The organism is Caballeronia sp. ATUFL_F1_KS4A (genome assembly GCF_023630905.1).
Lineage (GTDB): Bacteria > Pseudomonadota > Gammaproteobacteria > Burkholderiales > Burkholderiaceae > Caballeronia > Caballeronia zhejiangensis.
Genome location: NZ_JALQEB010000033.1, coordinates 1 through 17,314, shown reverse-complemented (window position 1 = coordinate 17,314; position 17,314 = coordinate 1). Strand labels below are relative to the sequence as shown.

Annotated in this window: 17 protein-coding genes; 5 read left to right on the top strand and 12 right to left on the bottom strand. The window is 63.8% G+C overall.

Translation table 11 applies throughout. The annotated features are described in order from the left end of the window. Window positions 1-96: 96 nt before the first annotated feature. Window positions 97-2,400, bottom strand: coding sequence for a TonB-dependent receptor (locus NCS03_RS19890; protein WP_250529675.1), 2,304 nt, complete (start codon window positions 2,398-2,400; stop codon window positions 97-99). Between the two features lie 176 nt (window positions 2,401-2,576). Here NCS03_RS19890 and NCS03_RS19885 point away from each other — a divergent pair, with 176 nt between their 5' ends. After that, window positions 2,577-3,581 carry an ATP-binding protein gene (locus NCS03_RS19885; RefSeq protein WP_175982319.1) on the top strand — a complete coding sequence of 335 codons (1,005 nt, stop codon included), beginning with the start codon at window positions 2,577-2,579 and terminating at the stop codon, window positions 3,579-3,581. Here NCS03_RS19885 and NCS03_RS19880 read toward each other — a convergent pair. Genes NCS03_RS19880 through NCS03_RS19835 form a run of 10 tightly spaced genes read right to left on the bottom strand, consistent with a single transcriptional unit; the run spans window position 3,527 to window position 12,725 of the window. Beyond that, window positions 3,527-4,201: a response regulator gene (locus NCS03_RS19880; RefSeq protein WP_175982318.1), complete on the bottom strand. Its 675-nt coding sequence runs from the start codon at window positions 4,199-4,201 to the stop codon at window positions 3,527-3,529. The genes NCS03_RS19885 and NCS03_RS19880 overlap by 55 nt on opposite strands. Then, window positions 4,198-5,394, bottom strand: coding sequence for a pyrroloquinoline quinone biosynthesis protein PqqE (gene pqqE / locus NCS03_RS19875; protein WP_250529642.1), 1,197 nt, complete (start codon window positions 5,392-5,394; stop codon window positions 4,198-4,200). The genes NCS03_RS19880 and pqqE overlap by 4 nt, the downstream gene beginning before the upstream one ends. A 4-nt stretch (window positions 5,395-5,398) precedes the next feature. Beyond that, window positions 5,399-5,707: a pyrroloquinoline quinone biosynthesis peptide chaperone PqqD gene (gene pqqD / locus NCS03_RS19870; RefSeq protein WP_250529641.1), complete on the bottom strand. Its 309-nt coding sequence runs from the start codon at window positions 5,705-5,707 to the stop codon at window positions 5,399-5,401. Beyond that, window positions 5,704-6,450: a pyrroloquinoline-quinone synthase PqqC gene (gene pqqC / locus NCS03_RS19865; protein ID WP_008354320.1), complete on the bottom strand. Its 747-nt coding sequence runs from the start codon at window positions 6,448-6,450 to the stop codon at window positions 5,704-5,706. Before pqqC ends, pqqD begins: the two co-directional genes overlap by 4 nt. 22 nt (window positions 6,451-6,472) lie before the next feature. Further along, window positions 6,473-7,393, bottom strand: a complete 921-nt coding sequence (pqqB, locus tag NCS03_RS19860; protein WP_250529640.1) for a pyrroloquinoline quinone biosynthesis protein PqqB — start codon at window positions 7,391-7,393, stop codon at window positions 6,473-6,475. Then, window positions 7,390-7,962, bottom strand: a complete 573-nt coding sequence (locus NCS03_RS19855; RefSeq protein WP_250440804.1) for a cytochrome b — start codon at window positions 7,960-7,962, stop codon at window positions 7,390-7,392. The genes pqqB and NCS03_RS19855 overlap by 4 nt, the downstream gene beginning before the upstream one ends. Window positions 7,963-8,008: 46 nt before the next feature. After that, on the bottom strand, window positions 8,009-8,830 hold the full coding sequence (locus tag NCS03_RS19850) for a formylmethanofuran dehydrogenase subunit C (protein WP_008354323.1): 822 nt from the start codon (window positions 8,828-8,830) through the stop codon (window positions 8,009-8,011). Next, the gene (fhcD, locus tag NCS03_RS19845) at window positions 8,827-9,768 is read right to left on the bottom strand and encodes a formylmethanofuran--tetrahydromethanopterin N-formyltransferase (protein ID WP_008354324.1); all 942 of its coding nucleotides are present in this window, start codon (window positions 9,766-9,768) and stop codon (window positions 8,827-8,829) included. Before fhcD ends, NCS03_RS19850 begins: the two co-directional genes overlap by 4 nt. Before the next feature lie 3 nt (window positions 9,769-9,771). Then, window positions 9,772-11,466, bottom strand: coding sequence for a formylmethanofuran dehydrogenase subunit A (locus NCS03_RS19840; RefSeq protein WP_250529639.1), 1,695 nt, complete (start codon window positions 11,464-11,466; stop codon window positions 9,772-9,774). Continuing rightward, window positions 11,463-12,725 carry a molybdopterin-binding domain-containing protein gene (locus tag NCS03_RS19835; RefSeq protein ID WP_250529638.1) on the bottom strand — a complete coding sequence of 421 codons (1,263 nt, stop codon included), beginning with the start codon at window positions 12,723-12,725 and terminating at the stop codon, window positions 11,463-11,465. The genes NCS03_RS19840 and NCS03_RS19835 overlap by 4 nt, the downstream gene beginning before the upstream one ends. Between NCS03_RS19835 and NCS03_RS19830 the strand changes: the two genes are divergently transcribed. After that, window positions 12,724-12,912: a hypothetical protein gene (locus tag NCS03_RS19830; protein WP_250524206.1), complete on the top strand. Its 189-nt coding sequence runs from the start codon at window positions 12,724-12,726 to the stop codon at window positions 12,910-12,912. The genes NCS03_RS19835 and NCS03_RS19830 overlap by 2 nt on opposite strands. Window positions 12,913-13,594: 682 nt before the next feature. Here NCS03_RS19830 and NCS03_RS19825 read toward each other — a convergent pair. Continuing rightward, on the bottom strand, window positions 13,595-14,326 hold the full coding sequence (locus NCS03_RS19825) for a HisA/HisF-related TIM barrel protein (RefSeq protein WP_250529637.1): 732 nt from the start codon (window positions 14,324-14,326) through the stop codon (window positions 13,595-13,597). Between the two features lie 13 nt (window positions 14,327-14,339). On the opposite strand from NCS03_RS19825, the gene NCS03_RS19820 reads away from it, so the two are divergent. From NCS03_RS19820 to NCS03_RS19810, 3 genes are all read left to right on the top strand, one after another. Continuing rightward, the gene (locus NCS03_RS19820; RefSeq protein ID WP_250529636.1) at window positions 14,340-15,380 is read left to right on the top strand and encodes an ATP-grasp domain-containing protein; all 1,041 of its coding nucleotides are present in this window, start codon (window positions 14,340-14,342) and stop codon (window positions 15,378-15,380) included. Beyond that, window positions 15,377-16,507, top strand: coding sequence for a hydantoinase/oxoprolinase family protein (locus NCS03_RS19815; protein WP_008354330.1), 1,131 nt, complete (start codon window positions 15,377-15,379; stop codon window positions 16,505-16,507). Before NCS03_RS19820 ends, NCS03_RS19815 begins: the two co-directional genes overlap by 4 nt. 68 nt (window positions 16,508-16,575) lie before the next feature. Then, window positions 16,576-17,163 carry an amino acid kinase family protein gene (locus NCS03_RS19810; RefSeq protein WP_008354331.1) on the top strand — a complete coding sequence of 196 codons (588 nt, stop codon included), beginning with the start codon at window positions 16,576-16,578 and terminating at the stop codon, window positions 17,161-17,163. Window positions 17,164-17,314: the final 151 nt, after the last annotated feature.

Below are 17,314 nucleotides of genomic sequence, written 5' to 3'. Positions count from 1 at the left end.
ACAGGCTTCGCTGTCAGGCTTCGCTTTGGGAAGGCATCAACGCGCGCGGCATTCCGTGGAAGTCGTATCGGGATTGAGCCGCGCTATCACGTCATATCACTTCCACGCATACCGCATCCCCACCCACACGCCACGCGGCGCACCGACGCCGAGAAACTGCTCGTTCACCGTCGCGCCGTTGTTGAACGTGTGATTGGGCCCGTCGAAGAAGTTCTCGCCGAGAATCGCGAAGTTCGCATAGCGCTTGTTGAGCAGGTTCTTCACGGTCGCATAGACCTGCAACTGTTTGGTCACGTTGTAGGTCGTGTCGAGATCGATCAGGAAATAGCCCGCGACGCTGCCGTTGACGTCCTGATTGTTTTCGTCGCCACGCGCGAAGATATTGCTGCGATACGTGAGATTCGTGCCGATGTTCCAGTGCGCAAACGGGTTGTAGTCGATGCGCATCTTCACCGTATTCGCCGGAATGCCCGGAATGCGGTCGCCCGAATGCACGGTGATGTTGCCATCGGCGTCCGCGCTCGAATTGCTCGCGCTGCTTTCCGTCCACGTCGATCGATACGTCGCGTTCACATAGCTATAACTCGCCGCGATGCCCACCGGTCCCCATTGCGTGCGGCCCGCGAGTTCGAAACCTTGCCGTCGCGTCTTGCCGACGTTCTGAAAATAGCCGAGCGTGCTGCCCGCGCCTTGCGCGCTGACGAACTGGATCTCGTCGTCGAGCGTCGTGCTGTAGGCCGCGGCGCTCCACTGCGTATGACTGCCGAGACGCCCGCGCGCGCCGACTTCGAACGTCTTCGAAATCACCGGCTTAAGATCCGGGTCCGCGATGAAGTCATTGGGCAACGAGCACGGCGCGGCGGGGTCCGCGCACGCGAGTTCGATTGCGGTCGGCGAGCGCATGCCTTCGTTGTACGTCGCGTAGGCGGTGAAGTTCGGCGTCGGATTCCAGTTGAAGCCCACGGCCGGGTTGAAGCGCGAGAACGTGTGATTCCCGTCGAGCAGCGGCTGCACGCCGCTCTCGTCGCCGATGGTCGCCTTCGCCCAGTTGTAGCGTCCGGCGAGCGTCATCGACCATTGTTCGTTGAACGAGAACGTATTCTCGAAGTAGATGCCGAGATTCGAGTTGTGCGTCTTCGCGTCGGTCGTCGGTGCGAACGGACCCGTGGCGATCGTCGCGCGGTTGTCTTCGAATGCGGCCGGCTGCTCGGCCTGCGTGAAATGCGAATTGGCGAAGTCGCCCGCCGCGCCGACGATCAATTGATTGTCGTGATCGAAGAGCCTGTTGAGCAAGGTGAGTTGCAGGCTCGCGCCGTAGCTGTCCGTCACGATCACCGACTGGTCGTTGAAGGCTTGCGTGAGTTCGTCGGCATCGTCGCCGTCCGGATCGAAATCGTCGTTGACGTTCGAACTCACGTTCTTGTTGCGATAGTGGCGATAGTACGCGTTGCCGCTCAACTGCACGTTCGGCGTGATGTAGTGCTCGGCGTTGATCGTCAGATAGCCGACCTGATTCTCGTTCGTGTCGGGAAACGTGTACGCCTGACGGAAGTTGTCCATGAACGAGCGCGGAATCGTCTGCGAGCCGTTCAGCGTGTTGTCCGCGCCGCCCATCGAAACGGAGACCGTCGTGTCGGCGTCGGTATAGCGGATCTTGCCGAACGCCTGGCGCAGCTTGCTCGCGTTGTGATCGGCCCAGCCGTTGTCGTTCGTGACGTTCGCGGTGAAGTAATAGTCGAGATGATCGCCGATCGCGCCGCCTTGCTCGATCTGCGCATACTTGCGTCCGAACGAACCGAAGCCGACATCGACGTTGCCGCCCGGATTGCTGCGCCCGTTCTTCGTCGTTACCGCGACCGCGCCGCCGAGCGTGTTCAGGCCGAACGTCGGATTCGACCCGGGGATGATCTGCATCGTCTGGATCGCGGCCTGCGGAATCAGATCCCAGTTGACGACATCGCCGAACGGCTCGTTGATGCGTACGCCGTCCATGAACACCGACAAGCCCTGCGGCGTGCCGAGCAGCGGCGACGCAGTGAAGCCGCGATAGTTGATGTCGGTCTGCCACGGATTGCCTTGCGCGTCGTTGGTATCGACGCTCGCGACGTTCTTCTCCAGATAGTTCGTGACGGTCGGCGAATGCTGCGCCTGGATCTCGCTGCCCTTGATCGTTTGCACGTTCGCGGGCACTTTCTCCAGCGGCGTGCCGACGCCGACGAGCGGCGTGGTCCCGACGACGACGATCGAAGGCAGTTCGGTTGTCGGCGTCGTATCGGCTGGCGGCGTCTGCGCCCATGCGGCCACAGTGATGCTCGCGAACGCGCCGCCGAAGACGAGCCGCAGCCCCGCTCGGGGTTTGAACGGATGCGCGGGCGCGCGCAGGCGCGGCATGCTCTTCATCATCGTCTCCTCTTTATATTTCGATTCACGCGCCGAGCGTGTTTCTTTCGATGAAAGCGTCGCATAAGACAGCGCGCGTGGACCGGGAGCTTTTCCCGATCGCGCAGGGAAGCGTTCCCAATTGCGTTCCACCCACCGCACGGCGCGATGACGCCGTGCGTAGAATGCATTCCACGATGCCGACCGAATCCTTGCCCTCTTTCGCGAAAGACGCCGACCGCCGCGCGCCGCGCTCGCCGGTGTGGCGCGACCTTGCTTGCGTGCTCGCGGCGACGCTGATCGCGGCCGCGCTCTTTGCGCGTTTCGATTTCAGCGAGTACGCGTATCGGCTGACGCGCAGCGCCGAACGGTTTCAAGTCGATGAATTGCCGCCGACGCTCGTCGTGCTCGCGATCGGTTTCGCGTGGTTCGCGTGGCGGCGTTATCGCGAGGCGCAATCGGAAGTGCGCAGACGGCGCGCGCTCGAAGAAGAGGCCGAGCATCTGCTTGCGGAGAATCGTCGCCTTGCGAATCAGGCGCTCGCCGCGCAGGAGACCGAGCGGCGTCATCTCGCGCGCGAGTTGCACGACGAGCTCGGGCAGTACCTCAACGCGATATCGCTCGATGCGGGGCGTATCCGCGATTTGTCGGCTACGCGCGAGGCGGAGATTCATCGGCTGTCGCTTGCGCTGATGCAAAGCGCGACGCATGTGTATCGCGAGATCGGCGGGATGATTCGCAGGCTGCGTCCCATCGGCCTCGATGAATTCGGCTTGCCGACGGCGCTCGAACATTGCGTCGATGGCTGGCGCGAGCGCTTGCCCGATGTGACGTTCACGCTCGCTGTCGACGGCGATTTCGACAATTTGAGCGATGCGCTCAACATCACGCTGTATCGGCTCGTGCAGGAAGGGCTGACGAACGTATCGAAGTTCGCACGGACTTCACGCGTGGAGATTTATCTGGCGCGCGCGCCGGAAGAAATTGTCGTGACGATGGCCGATGACGGCCCGGGCGTCGATCTCGCGAAGCCGCGCAAGGGACTCGGTTTGATCGGCATGCGCGAGCGCGTCGAAGCGCTCGGCGGCGAGTTTCAGATTGTGAGCGAGCCGGGCGCGGGTTTTCTGTTTTGCGCGCGCGTGCCGGCTCAGGCGGGGCTGCCGTTGCCCGCGACCGCCGACGAAGCGAAATCGGCGAAGTGAAGCCCCAGGCGGTTCGCGATCTGTGCCAACTGCACGCCGTTATCCGCGCCGAATTTTTGGCGGATCACCGATTGATGATTCGCAACCGTCTTCTGGCTCAAGCCTAACTTCTCAGCGATGCTCGGCAGCGTATAACCCTGCACGAGCAATCTCAGCACCTCGAATTCGCGCGCGGATAACTGCCGTCCTTCCTGAATGCTCGCGCGCAATGCAAGCGCTTGCGACACATCGGGACTCAGATACGAAACGCGCCGCGCAACCGAACGCACCGCTTCGACGAGCACATCGGGCGCGCTCGCCTTCGTCACATAACCGCGCGCGCCCGCATCCAGCGCGCGTCGCACGAAGATCGCTTCTTCATGCACGCTGAAAATGAGCACATGCGCGTGCGGCTCGCGCGCCAGCATGCGCCGCATCGCCTCGATGCCGCTTGCGCCCGGCAACGCGAGATCCATCACGACGACATCCGGCTGCAGCGCGCAAAACTTCTGATAAGCCTCGGCTGCATCCGCCGCTTCGCCCGCGACGTTCACATCGGGACTCAGTTCGAGCAGACGCTTGTAGCCTTCACGCACGACGGCGTGATCGTCCACCAGCAGCACGGAGATATCGGCAGTCATGGCTTGTCTTCTCCTTCTTTTGAACCACTACCGGAGGCCTCGGCCGCGATGCGCTTCGAGTTCGCATCGTTGCGAAAGACGATGGGTTGCTCTTGCGGTTCCTGCCGTGCCGATGCAGCGCGCACGACTTCGATCACGCGCTCGTGATGCGGGGACTTGTCGCAAACCGGATCGGCATTCGCGGGGTCCTGCGTCAGCAGATACGCCTGACAGCGGCAGCCGCCCATGTCGATGGCCTTCTCGTCGCAACTGCGGCACGGCTCCTTCATCCAGCCGAAGCCGCGAAACCGGTTGAACGCATCGCTCTCGTACCAGATGTCCTTGATCGACATATCGGTGACGTTCGGAAACGTGAGGCCCGGCAATGACCGCGCGGTATGACACGGCAGCGCGGCGCCATCGGGCGCGATGCCGAGAAACACCGAGCCCCAGCCGTTCATGCAGCGCTTCGGTCTGCGCTCGTAGTAATCCGGCACGACGAAGAAGATCTTGCACCGGTCGCCGATCTCGCCGCGATAGCGTTCGACCACCGCTTCGGCTTCGTCGAGCTGCTCTTTGGTCGGCATGAGTTGCGCGCGATTCTTGTGCGCCCAGCCGTAATACTGCGTGTTCGCGAGTTCGAGATACTCCGCGCCCATCGCGAGCGCCATGTCGATGATGCGTCCGATATGCGGCAGGTTATAGCGGTGAAGCACGCAATTGAGCACCATCGGAAAGCCATGCGCCTTGATGAGATTCGCGACGCGCTTCTTGTAGTCGAAGGTCTTCGTGCTGGAAAGGAAGTCGTTCAATTCCTGCGACGAGTCCTGAAACGAAAGCTGTATGTGATCGAGCCCGGCGTCCTGCAACGCACTGATGCGCTTCTCCGTCAGACCGATGCCCGATGTGATGAGGTTCGTATAGAAGCCGAGCTTCCGCGCTTCGCCGACGAGCGTTTCGAGATCGTCGCGCAACAGCGGCTCGCCGCCGGAGAAGCCGAGTTGCGCGGCGCCCAGCGCGCGTGCCTGACGCAATACGTCGATCCATTGATCGGTGTCCAGCTCGTGCGTGTGATCGGCGTAATTCACCGGGTTGTAGCAGAACACGCAATGCAGCGGACAGCGATACGTGAGCTCGGCAAGCAGCCAGAGCGGCGGCGCGACGGTTGCGTCTTCGTGCTCGGGCTTCGCAATCGGTTCGGACAAGTCGGTCATGACGCTACTCCAGCCAGCCTCGCGCACGCGCGCCGGCGATGAACGCGCGCACGTCGTCGCCGAGGCCGGTCGCATTGAACGCCTGCTCCAGATCGGCGACGAGCGCGGGGATATCGCGCGTGCCGTCGCATCGCTGAAGAATCTCCGATGCGCTCTGATTGAGCTTCACCATGCCTTCCGGATAAAGCAGCACATGCGCGTTCTGCGCAGGTTCCCATTGCAGCCGGAAGAGGCGTTTTAGTTTCGGATGCAACGAATCGTCCGGCGCTTCGACGGCTTCCTGCTTGCGTTGAGTCGGGTTCGTATCGCTCATTGCGGAAAAGCCTTTTCGATGGAATCGAGCATGGTCCAGAGAATATCGAGCTTGAACTGCAGGATATCGAGCGCGCGTTGCTGTTCCTGACGCGTCGTGAAATGCGCGAGCGTCACTTCGAGACCGTGCTCGACATCGCGCTGCGCAAGCGACACGCGCGAGCGGAAATACGAAAGCCCTTCGGGCTCGATCCACTTGTAATGCTCGGGCCATGTCGCGAGCCGGTCCTTGTGAATCTGCGGCGCGAACATCTCCGTAAGCGATGAACACACCGACTCCTGCCACGGCGCACGCCGTGCGAAGTTCACGTAGGCATCGACGGCGAAGCGCACGCCCGGCGTCACCAGCTTGAGCGACCATAGATCGTCGCGCGAGAGGCCGACCGCATCGCCAAGACGCGCCCATGCCTCGATGCCGCCGGGCTGATCGTCGTAGCCATCGTGATCGAGAATGCGCAGCACCCAGCGGCGGCGCGTGTCGCGATCGGGGCAATTCGACATCACCGCCGCATCCTTCAGCGGAATGTTGATCTGATAGTAGAAGCGGTTCGCGACCCAGCCGCGTATCTGTTCCTTCGAGCAGCCGCCGCTGTTCATCTTCACGTTGAACGGATGATGAATGTGATACGCCGTGCCCTTCGCGCGCAACTGCGCTTCGAATTCGTCGCGCGTCCACGCGGGGCCTTCGTCTGTCACTTTCGTGAAGATCGGGCCTGTGGTCGGGTTGAGCATCGGGTCGAACATCTAACGGTCTCCAGTGCGAATGTCACAGCTCGAAAGTCATGCCGTCGTGCGCGACCTCGATGCCGTGCTCCGACAACATGCGCCTTTCAGGTCCATCCTCGATGAGGATCGGGTTCGTGTTGTTGATGTGGATCAGCACCTTGCGCACGCCCGCGCGATCGATCGAATCGAGCACGTCGATCATGCCGCCCGCGCCGGTTTGCGCGAGATGGCCCATATCCTTGCCGGTCTTCTTCGTGAGGCCGAGGCGAATCATTTCATCGTCGGTCCAGACGGTGCCATCGACGAGCAGCAAGTCTGCTTCGCGCATCGCATCGAGCACATGCGGCTCCAGCGCGCCGAGCCCCGGCGCATAGAATGCGCGCTTGCCCGAAGCGCGATTCGTGAACATAAGGCCGATGTTGTCGCCTGTTTCCGGCGCATCGCGATGCGGCGAATACGGCGGCGCCTTGCTCGACAGAGGCAATGCGTCGATGCCCACGCGCGGCAGCTCAGGCACGGACAACGATGCGCCATCGAGCGCGATGCGCCTGTGCTCGACGCCACAGTAATGCGAAAGAATCGACGTGATGGGAAAGCCCGTCGAGAGGTCCTGCCACACGGCGTCCGTCGTATAGAGCGGCAAGGGCGTGCCGCGCTCGCGCAGCATCAGCAGACCGGTGACATGATCGATCTGCGCATCCATCGTGATGACGGCAGCGATCCCGGTGTCGCGCACGCGGCGCGCGGGCTGCAATTCCGGGTTTGCGGCGATCTGCGCAAGAATGTCCGGCGATGCGTTGACGAGCAGCCAGTCCTCGCCGTTATCGGTAACAGCAATGGACGACTGAGTGCGCGCACGCGCCAGAATGGAGCCGCGCCGCACGCCATCGCAATTGCGGCAGTTGCAGTTCCATTGCGGAAAGCCGCCACCCGCCGATGAACCGAGCACGCGAATCTTCAAGGCAGCATCCTCCGCAAGAGACCGTCGCGATCGATCAACTGATGCTTCATCGCGCCGAGAAAATGCACGATGACGAGCGCGGCCATGATCCACGCCAGATACTCGTGAATGCCGAAGAAGATCTGCCGCATGGATTTGTCGTCCCAGCCCCATTGCGGCAGCGCGATGCCCCAGAACTTCGTGCCGAACTTGTTGAACGACGAGCCGAGATAACCGGTGAGCGGCATCGCCACCATGCCAACGTATAAAAGAGCCTGCGTAATGCTCGCGGCGGCGCGTTGCCACGTTCGCATCGGCGGCAAAGGCGGCCGGCGATAAGCCAGACGTGCCAGGATGCGGAGCAGCACCAGCAGGAAAACGGTGATTCCGAGCGACTTGTGGAAGTTGATGAGGTCCGACTTGAACGGCAACCCGCGCGGCAGGCCGACCATATAGAAGCCGATGCACAGCATCGCGATGATTGCGATCGCAATTATCCAGTGCAACGCGATCATCGGGCCTGCGTAACGCTCGCTTGCGACATCGATACGGCCGTCGCGCGACGTTGCTGATGTCCGCGCGGTGCTCATGGCGTGTCTCCCCGGAAGTGCCAACGGTCCATTGTTCATCTCCTTGCTACGAATTGGCGATCAGCAATTCCCCCCGTCCATCGACGGCGAGATCGCCCGCGTAGCGTCGCGGCAATATCTTGCCAGCGAACTGCGAAAAGGGTGCGATCTCGCGCGCGAGCATGCGCGTGAACAGCAGCCAGAAGACGTCGAAGCCGCGCCCGCCTTCGGTGAACGTCGGCGGAATGCGGGATGGCGCATTTGCCAGCAACACCGTGCCGCGCCGCATGCCGTAGCCCAAGTGTGCGCCCACTTTCCCGCCGATGCAGACCGAGCCCGCGACGAGCCGCGACGCGGCGAAATCGCCCGCATCGCCCGCGACCAGCACGGTGCCGCGCCGCATGCGATCCGCGAGGCGCGCGCCTGCGCTGCCGTGAATCGCGAGCGTGCCGCCTGTCATGCCTTCCATGTCGCCGGGCAGCGCACTTGCGGCGAACTCGCCGGCGTTGCCGTGAATCGACAGTCGTCCGCCTTGCATCTCGCACGCGGCGAATGCGCCCGCATCGCCTCGTATGTTCAACTCGCCGCCGGACATCTTCATGCCCGCGTAATCGCCTGCAGCGCCGTGCACCGCGAGCGTGCCTTCGGTCATGTTCGCGCCGATGCGATCGAGCCACGGCGCATCGCCTTCTATCGTGAGTGCGGGCGCATCGCTTGGTTCCTGCGCGATGTCGAAAAGATCGCCGAGCGCGCACGTTTCGCCCGCGCCTTGCAGCGTGATGCGCGGCAGTTCTGTCGCCGATATCTCCGCGAGCGTCGCGGGCAGTAATTTCGACCCGTCGACGCGAAAGCCCGGCGCATTTTTTACGCGCAACGTGATGGCGTTCATGCGCGGCTCCCGTCGATATCCTTCGACAGTTCATGCAGCTTGAAATGGTACGGCCCGAGCTTGCCGCCGTAGTTGCCCGCCGAAATGCGCAGCACGCCGCCGGCGCGCCCGATCTTCGTCGCCGCCGCGATACCCGCGGTCATCGCCGCGCCGACATCGGCATCGGTCAAGCCGTCGATGACGATTTCGAGCACGCACGCGATGTCCGGCGTCAGCTCGCTCTTCTTCGACAAGCCGACGAGCGTCGGGCAGAACGCATCGTTCGTGGACGCCGTCGCGCCCGCATACTTCGATCCGATCTTCGATCCCGAGCGCACGACGCCGCCCGGAAACGGCGTGATGACGTTCGGCAGCCGATGCATCGCGGCGACGGCGGATTCGGCCGCATTGAGCGCGCTGTCGATGTCGCGCGCGAGAAACAGCAGATTGCCGCCGCCGACCGCTTTCACCGTCGCGGTGAATTCCTCGCAGACGAACTCGCCGTCCATCACGGGCACGCGCCAATAGCGTGTGCCGTCGAGCACTTTCGATATTTGATAGCCGTCGCCGAAGAAGCGCAGGCCCGCGCCGAGCGGCGCGTTGTCGGAGAGCGGCGCGCGTGTGTTGGCGGGATCGATGCCGCCATAGACGGCGGTCGTCGGGCACGTCAGCACGCATTGGCCGACGCGCCGCGCGATCTGCTTGGCGAGTTCCTTCGACGATATCGCGAAGATCAGCACCGCGATTCCGGGCCTGCCATCGGGCGTTTCATCGCCGGACAGATCGCGTTCGATGCCGGCCTCGCAGCCGCAATCGATGACGGACGTCGCGAAGCCTGTCAGCGAATTGGCCGCGTGACGGGCCCACGTCGACGAATGCGCGGTGATGACGAGGCGCGTCGCTTTCATCGGGAAGGCTTCGGCGAAGGTGTCGTCGATCTGCGTGTCGTTGATACGCATGCGTCAACTCCCGTTCGAAGCGAAGGATGCGACGGGCAACAGCCGCCCGCCGTTGCAGCATGCGCAGATTTCATCGTCGCCGATCGCGATGTTCTCGAAGCGCGTCGCGAGGTTTGCCTGCGTGAATTCGCGCACGCGCTTTTCGATCGCGCGGTCGTAGTCGGGGCGCGCGTAATGGATGCCGCCGGTGGGCGTCGCGAGCAGCGTGCCGTCGCGCGCGATCAGCTCGCCGTCCTTGAACACGTAAGCAGGCGATGTGAACATGCGCTCGCGATCGTCATCGTCGCGATACACGGCAATGTCCGCCGCCGCGCCTGCGCCGAGATGCCCGCGATCCGTGAGGCCGAGCAGTTTCGCGGGACCGGCGCGCGTGATGATCGCAATGTCGTAGAGCGAGAATTCGCGCGTGATTTCGCTCAACGCGCTCGCGGTTTTCGCATCGGCGTGCAGCTTGTCGAGTTGTTCGTCGCGAAAGGACTTGTCCATCAGCAAGCGGATCAGATGCGGATAGCTCGTGAACGGCGCGCCGTTCGGATGATCGGTGGTCATCGACACGCGCCACGGATCGTCGACGAGCAAAAAGATCTCGAGCCCGATGATCCATTGGAGCGCATTCACGAAGCTCTGTTCGCGGTACTTGAACGGCACGATGCCGCAGCCCGCATCGCATTCGATATCGCCGAGCACCCATTTGCGCGGTCGGGCCATCGGCGCGTTCTTGAACTGCATCATCGTGTCGCCGGATGCGGTGACGGTCTGACCGAAGATGATCTGGCCGACATCGATCGTCACGTTGGGCCGCGCATTCACTGCATCGGCGATCGCGCGCGCGCCCGATGAAAACTTGCGCGGGCCTTCCGTGCCGTAGCTATGGAACTGGATATGCGTCAGATGAATGGGCAGGCCATCGGCGGTGTCCATCGTTCTGATCGTCGATTCGATGTTGCCCGGCACGCCGAGATTGCTTGCGTGAACATGCAGCGGATGCGGCACGCGCAGCTCGGTGAGCGCGCGCGTGAGCGTGCTCAACACATCGCGCGGCGTGATGCCGTAATGCGCGTGCTTTTCATCGACATCCAGCGAACGCTGATTGAACTTGAATGCCGATATGCCGCCCGGATTCACGACCTTCACGCCGAGCGCCTTGCTCGAATCGATGGTCCAGCCGACGTAATCGCGCAGACGTTCGAAGTCTTCCTTCGCAGCGAGCATCTGCAGGAAGAGCTCGTCGTTGCCCATCATCACGTAGGCGCCGTGATCGATGATCGGCGTGTCGCCCATTTCCAGATGCGCGTGGCGCGCGTTCGACGCGATCATCGCCGGCTCGAACGCGGCCGTGTAGCCCATTTCCGCATAGCGATAACCGGTGGCAAGCGTGCCGGGCGCGCACACGCCGCACGATGGCAGACGCATGTATCGGCCTTCGTTCGGACGATCGGGCACGGCACGCGGATCGTCGCGATGATCTTCGGGCAGAAGCAGCCGCGACAGATTCGTCTTGCCGCCGCCGATGTGCGAATGCAGATCGATGCCGCCCGCCATCACGATCATGCCGCTCGCATCGTAATCGCGGTCGATGCTTTCGTTCGCGGCATCGGCGACGATGCGGCCATCGCGCATATGGATGTCGCGCTTCTCGCCATCGACGCCATTCGCCGGATCGTAAAGCGTGCCGCCTTTGAGGCGCGTGACGCTCATGCGGGCCTCCTTGCCTGCGCGAGTTGCGATGCGATCGATGCGACCGTCGGCAAGGCGTAATCGCGCGCGGCGGCGAGCGGCGCGACCACCGATGTATCGACGCGAAACAGATGCCCGCCGCTGTCGATGCCCGGCGTCGCGACGGGGATGAACACGGTCGGCGCGTGGCGCGCGGGGACGGCCGTCGATGGATGCGCGAGGATGATCGCGGGCACGTTCGCATCGAGCGATGCGGGCAGCGGCTCGGGCGCGTAGCTGGACACCCACAGGAGCGCGTCGATTTCGCCGCGCTGCAGCAGCGTTTCCGAGCGATAGCGATGCGCGTCGTGATCGAGCGGCAAGCCGTATGCGACGCGCGTGCGCAGCGGAAAGCCCGACAGCCATGTGATCGCCTGATTGACGGACGCGGCGCCGTCGTCGCCGGTGAGGGCGAGCGTGCCGGCGCGCGCGGTGCGATTGATCGCCTTGACGATGCGTTGCAGCGCTTCGATCGCGAGCGCGGCGTGCTGCGTCGGCAGCGCCGATGGCTCGTAGATCACCGCCGTGTACTTCGCGGCGTTGATGCGTTCGGTCAGCGCGACGAGTTCGGGCGTTGGAATCGGACGGCCGCCTTCGACGAGCGCGGACCACAGCGCGAGTGTGTCGAAGGGATCGGCGTTGGCGAGGATCGATTCGGCTTGGGCGTTGGCGGCTTTATCGATGTCACATCCGATGAATACAACCTTTGTCTCGCGGCCCTCGCTTGCGATGCGCTCGAAGAAGCGCGGATAGCGTCGCGACGGCTCGCACGCGAACACGACGATGAGATCGGCGCGCGAGCGGACTTCGGAGAGCGTCGTGAAGAACGAGCCGCGATCTTGCAGTGCGCGATTGCTGTCGGCGAGCGTGTCGCCGTGAAGGTGATCGAGGATCGCGCCGCACTGCGCGGCGAGTTCATAGAGCGCGCGTGCGCCGGACACGTCGGTCGCGAGACCGCCGAATAGCGGCCGATGTGCGTTCGACAGGATCGCGGCGGCTCGCGAGAGCGCCGACTTTTCGTCGGTGACTTGCCCGTCGATTTGGGGCTTCTGGCTTGCATCGTTCGGACCGAAGCGGGCAAGGGAAGCGTCCAGACGCGGGCAGGCGGTGTGCGGCGCTGCGAGGCGGTGATCGGCGGTGGGTGCGAGCGTGATGTCGTCGCATAGTAAAGGGCAGAACGGACAGGTCCAAGGTTTTGAGGCCGCGGACGGGGCGCTCGGCGTGGTGGAGGTATCGGGCATGGTCGACCTTTTGAGCAAGGTCTATGCCGGTTTTGTTGCTTTTGCTTTTGCTTTTCGCTTTTGCTTATCGCTTTTTGATTTCGCCGGATCCCGTTGTCGTGTCGGTCTATTAGCATTGCCCCTGTGCGGGGCGGCACTCACTTTCTTTGCTGCTGCAAAGAAAGTAAGCAAAGAAAGCAGCTACTGATACGCCCGCGGTCACACGCAATTTGGGTAGTCCTCTCGTCGTTCGTGGGCTGCCTAACGAGTGCCCTCATAGGCCCAACCGGGCTTGGCTCGCGCACGGTCCGTCTCATCGCACCACATACCAAACTGGTTCAGCACCAAATAGCTCCAGCCCGCTTCGCGGCCGACCGGTCAATCGGGAATGCGCGTGCTTCGCTACTAACATCTTTATCGCACTGCCTTTGCCGTACGATGGTTTCCCTTGCGGACCCGGCGGCAGCGCGTAGCGCTGTGCCGAAGCCATTTCGTGCTGAACCAGCGCGCTCAACGTATTCGGGCGGCAGACCGTGCGCGAGCCAAGCCCGATTAGGTGTTTGAGGGCACTCTTTAGGCGAGTGCCGCCTGGGACGAGAGGACTACCCAAATTGCGTGTGACCGCGGGCCTGAAGAGCTGCTTTCTTTGCTTACTTTCTTTGCAGCAGCAAAGAAAGTGAGTGCCGCCCCGCACAGGGGCAATGCTAATAGACCGACGCGAAACCGGGATCCAGCGAAACCCCCGCCGGGAAAGGCGAAAAAAACTGCTCCGCATTGCAACACACTGTCACCCATGAATCACCATATGCAACACCTGCTTCCCAAACGATTACACCTGAAACGCGCCCCGAAAGCCGTTGGCATAAAAATTGAGTTCGATGCCAAGGAAGTCAGAAAGAAGCCCCGCGATGCACATCGCCCTGAGATAAGGAGCCATCGTGAATAGCGGAAGCGACGAGCCAGGCAGAAGCGCCGCTGCGCTCGGCGAGCGCGAGATCATCGGCATGGCGGATCCCACCCGCGCCGATCACCTCCCGCGCCCCGGCAAGCGCCCGCACGTCAGCGAACGTGTCGAGATCGGGCCCGCCATACGCGCCCACATGATCGAGCGTCATCACGATCACGCGCGACGGCCACCATCCGCTCTCGCCATGCGTCGCCCCGAGCGCGCGCCCGCCGCGATAGTCGAGCGAAAGTATCGGCTCGAAGCCGCAAGCCGATGCCTCGGCGATCGCGCCGACATCGACGAGCGTTTCGGTGCCGAACACAGGCAGGATCGCGGCAGGCGCCGCTGAACGCGTCAGCCGCAAGACGCGTTCGATGAAAGCGCGCATCGGCAGAAACGCGGTAAAGCCCGCGTCGAGCCAGATGCGCAGGCCGTCGCCGAGGGCATCGCAAATCGCGGCGAGCGCGGCATCGTGCGCGCCGCGCGAAAGGATCGCGCCCAGATCGGCGACGTACAACGTGCGCGCGCCGGTCGCGGCGACGAGCGCGCGGGCGATCGCAACAGGATCGCTCGTCGCGCACAACGAGGACTGGATCGGCCGATAGCGCGAACGCTCGCCGCGCACCGCGCGCACCGCGTGGCCGTCGAGCAGATCGAGAACGGGTATCACCTGCATGGATGGCTTTCCTTTGACCAAGATCTTTGTATTCGAGTATCTCACCGGCGGCGGCATCGATCCGGACGCGGCAGGCGCAGGCAGCCTCGCCGATCTCTCCGCGCTCATCGTCGAAGGCCGCGTGATGCGCGACGCCATCGCCGCCGATCTGCGCGCGCTGCCCGGCATCGACGTGACCGTCGCAAGCTCGCGCTTCGAGCAACTCGACGGCGCAAGCGGCTACGTGCGCGCGCATCCGGGCGAATCGCTCATCCGCTTCGTGGCCCGCGTGGCGCGCGAGCATGACTATGCCTGCATCGTCGCGCCCGAGTGCGACGGACTGCTGCTCAAGCTCTACGACGCCGTCGGCCAGGCGCGCTGGCTCGGCTGCGCGAAGGAAGCGATCCGCGGGGCATCGAGCAAGAGCGCGACGGCCGCGTGTCTCGCCGCGCGCAGCATCGCCGCGACGCGCGCGCTCGAACCGGAAAACGCGGCCGCCGCAATCGGCCGGCGCTGGGTCGTCAAGCCCGACGACGGCGCGGGCGGCCTCGATACCTACGTCTACGACGACCTCGCCGCCGCGTGCGCCGAATACGCCGCGCGCGCGGAAGCGGGCCGCAATCCCGTGCTGCAGGAATGGATCGACGGCGAGCCGTTGAGCCTTTCGCTGATCTGCCGCGACCGGCTCTCGCGGCTCGTGAGCATCAACCGGCAGCGCATCGGATTGTCGGATGCGGCGGGATCGGAACGGCGCGAGCGCATCGTTCAGTTCGATGGCGTCGATGTCGACCGCATCGACCGGCATGGGCCGCAAGGACGCGCGCTCGAACGGCTCGCACTGCGCGTCGCCGATGCGTTTCCGGGGCTGCGCGGCTTCGTCGGCATCGATGTCGTGTGGCATCCCGAGCGCGGGCCGGTCGTGATCGAGGTGAATCCGCGTCTCACGGTCGCGTATGCGGAACTGAGCCGGCGCGGCGGCAGGAATCTCGCGGCGGAGCTGCTCGCGGCGCATCGCGTGCCCGGCTTCGACGGCGATGCCGGATTGCTGCGCGCGTGCGCCGGAGCGTCGTCATGACGGCACCGACATTGCACGATGCGCCGGTGTTCGGCTGGGACGTGGGCGGCGCGCACGTCAAGGTGTCGATGGCGACGCGCGCGGGCGTGCTCGCCGACGTCGCGCAATGGGCGTGTCCGTTGTGGCAGGGCATGGCGCACCTGGAACGCGCGATCGACGCGATGTTCGAGCGCTGGCCCGCCGCCGCCGATCCGGCCGCGCGCCACGCCGTCACGATGACGGGCGAAATGGTCGATCTCTTCGCCGACCGCGCCGAGGGCGTGCGTGCGTTGACGCGCGCGCTTGCGCAAAGGCTCGGGCCGCGCACGATGTTTTTCGCCGGCGACGCGGGCTGGCTCGCGCGCTCGGCGTGCGCGGAACACTGGCGCAAGGTCGCATCGGCGAACTGGCTCGCGACCGCGCAATGGGTCGCGGCGTGCCTGCCGGATGCGCTGCTCGTCGATATCGGCAGCACGACGACGGACATCATTCCGATCGTCGGCAGACGCGTCGTGGCGCGCGGCACCAGCGACGCCGAACGGCTGGTGAGCGGTGAGCTCGTGTATCAGGGCGTGGTGCGAACGCCGTTGTGCGGGCTCGCGCATCGCATCGCGTTTCGCGGCGAGCACGCCGGCGTGATGAACGAATGGTTCGCGACGACCGCGGATGTCTATCGTCTGACGGGCGAGTTGTGGCCCGAGCACGACCAGCATCCGAGCGCCGACAACGGGCCGAAGACGCAGGCTGCGAGCCGCGTCCGGATTGCGCGGATGATCGGCCGCGACGCCGCCGATGCGAGCGATGCGGAGTGGCGGCGTTTCGCGCAGGGCTGGCGGCGCGAGCAGTTGCGCGCGCTGGAGACGAATCTGGCGCGCGTCGTTGCGCAGGATGCGGCGCTGGCGGCGGCGCCGATCGTGGGCGCGGGTTGCGGGCGTTTTCTGGCGGCGGCGCTGGCGCGGCAGGAGGCGCGCAGCTATGTCGACTTCGCGCGTCTCGCGGGTATCGACGGCGACGATGCGACGCGTGCCGAATGGGTATCGACGTGCGCGCCGAGCGTGGCGGTTGCGCTGCTGGCGTCGATGGCGATGAAGGGCGCGGGAGGCAACGAAGCGCATCTGTCGAACGATGCATCGGCGCGCGCTGCGTGATAGCGTGCGAAACATAGCGAAGGATGCGGGTGCGTGGCCCGCCGGCTTGATCGAACGAGGACAGGAATATGTGGGTGGTGAAGATCGGGGGAAGCCTGAGTCACGACCCGGCGCTGCGCGAGTGGTTGACGCGGCTATGGGAAGTGGGCGGCGGGCGCGTCGTGATCGTGCCGGGCGGCGGCGATTTCGCGGACGCGGTGCGGCAGTATCAGCAGGAGTGGCATTTCGACGATCTCGCGGCTCACAACATGTGTCTGCTCGCGATGGCGCAGTACGCGATTCTGATGCAGGGCGTGGTGCCGGAGCTCGTGCTGGCGTCGAACGAGGATAGGATTCGGCGCGCGTTGCGCGATGGGCGTGTGGCGGTTTGGGTTCCGACCGATCTGATGCGCTCGACGCCCGATTCCATGACGAACTGGGATACCACTTCGGATTCGCTCGCCGCGTGGCTTTCTACTTCGCTTAATGCGGAGCGGTTGATGATCGTGAAGTCTTGCGAGGTCGAGGCGAATGCGCCGCTCGAGGCGCTGGCTTCTAAAGGCATTCTGGATCGGCGGTTTGCGGCTTATGTGCGGGATGCAAATTATGTCGTCGAGGTTTTGAGTAAGTCCGATGTGGGGGTTATGCGGGATCGATTGCTCAACGTGGCGGTTTGAATTTTCTTCGCTTTTGGTTTTGCTTATCGCTTTTGATTTCGCCGGATCCCGTTTTCGTGTCGGTCTATTAGCACTGCCCCTGTGCGGGGCGGCAGTCACTTTCTTTGCTGCTGCAAAGAAAGCAACTGTATTGAGCGTCAAGGGTTGAGTT

Excerpts from the sequence above, each read along its gene's own strand:
- NCS03_RS19890 (WP_250529675.1), bottom strand. The coding sequence starts at position 2,400 with ATGAAGAGCATGCCGCGCCTGCGCGCGCCCGCGCATCCGTTCAAACCC.
- NCS03_RS19885 (WP_175982319.1), top strand. The coding sequence starts at position 2,577 with ATGCCGACCGAATCCTTGCCCTCTTTCGCGAAAGACGCCGACCGCCGC.
- NCS03_RS19880 (WP_175982318.1), bottom strand. The coding sequence starts at position 4,201 with ATGACTGCCGATATCTCCGTGCTGCTGGTGGACGATCACGCCGTCGTG.
- pqqE (WP_250529642.1), bottom strand. The coding sequence starts at position 5,394 with ATGACCGACTTGTCCGAACCGATTGCGAAGCCCGAGCACGAAGACGCA.
- pqqD (WP_250529641.1), bottom strand. The coding sequence starts at position 5,707 with ATGAGCGATACGAACCCGACTCAACGCAAGCAGGAAGCCGTCGAAGCG.
- pqqC (WP_008354320.1), bottom strand. The coding sequence starts at position 6,450 with ATGTTCGACCCGATGCTCAACCCGACCACAGGCCCGATCTTCACGAAA.
- NCS03_RS19855 (WP_250440804.1), bottom strand. The coding sequence starts at position 7,962 with ATGAGCACCGCGCGGACATCAGCAACGTCGCGCGACGGCCGTATCGAT.
- NCS03_RS19850 (WP_008354323.1), bottom strand. The coding sequence starts at position 8,830 with ATGAACGCCATCACGTTGCGCGTAAAAAATGCGCCGGGCTTTCGCGTC.
- fhcD (WP_008354324.1), bottom strand. The coding sequence starts at position 9,768 with ATGCGTATCAACGACACGCAGATCGACGACACCTTCGCCGAAGCCTTC.
- NCS03_RS19840 (WP_250529639.1), bottom strand. The coding sequence starts at position 11,466 with ATGAGCGTCACGCGCCTCAAAGGCGGCACGCTTTACGATCCGGCGAAT.
- NCS03_RS19830 (WP_250524206.1), top strand. The coding sequence starts at position 12,724 with ATGGTCGACCTTTTGAGCAAGGTCTATGCCGGTTTTGTTGCTTTTGCT.
- NCS03_RS19835 (WP_250529638.1), bottom strand. The coding sequence starts at position 12,725 with ATGCCCGATACCTCCACCACGCCGAGCGCCCCGTCCGCGGCCTCAAAA.
- NCS03_RS19825 (WP_250529637.1), bottom strand. The coding sequence starts at position 14,326 with ATGCAGGTGATACCCGTTCTCGATCTGCTCGACGGCCACGCGGTGCGC.
- NCS03_RS19815 (WP_008354330.1), top strand. The coding sequence starts at position 15,377 with ATGACGGCACCGACATTGCACGATGCGCCGGTGTTCGGCTGGGACGTG.
- NCS03_RS19810 (WP_008354331.1), top strand. The coding sequence starts at position 16,576 with ATGTGGGTGGTGAAGATCGGGGGAAGCCTGAGTCACGACCCGGCGCTG.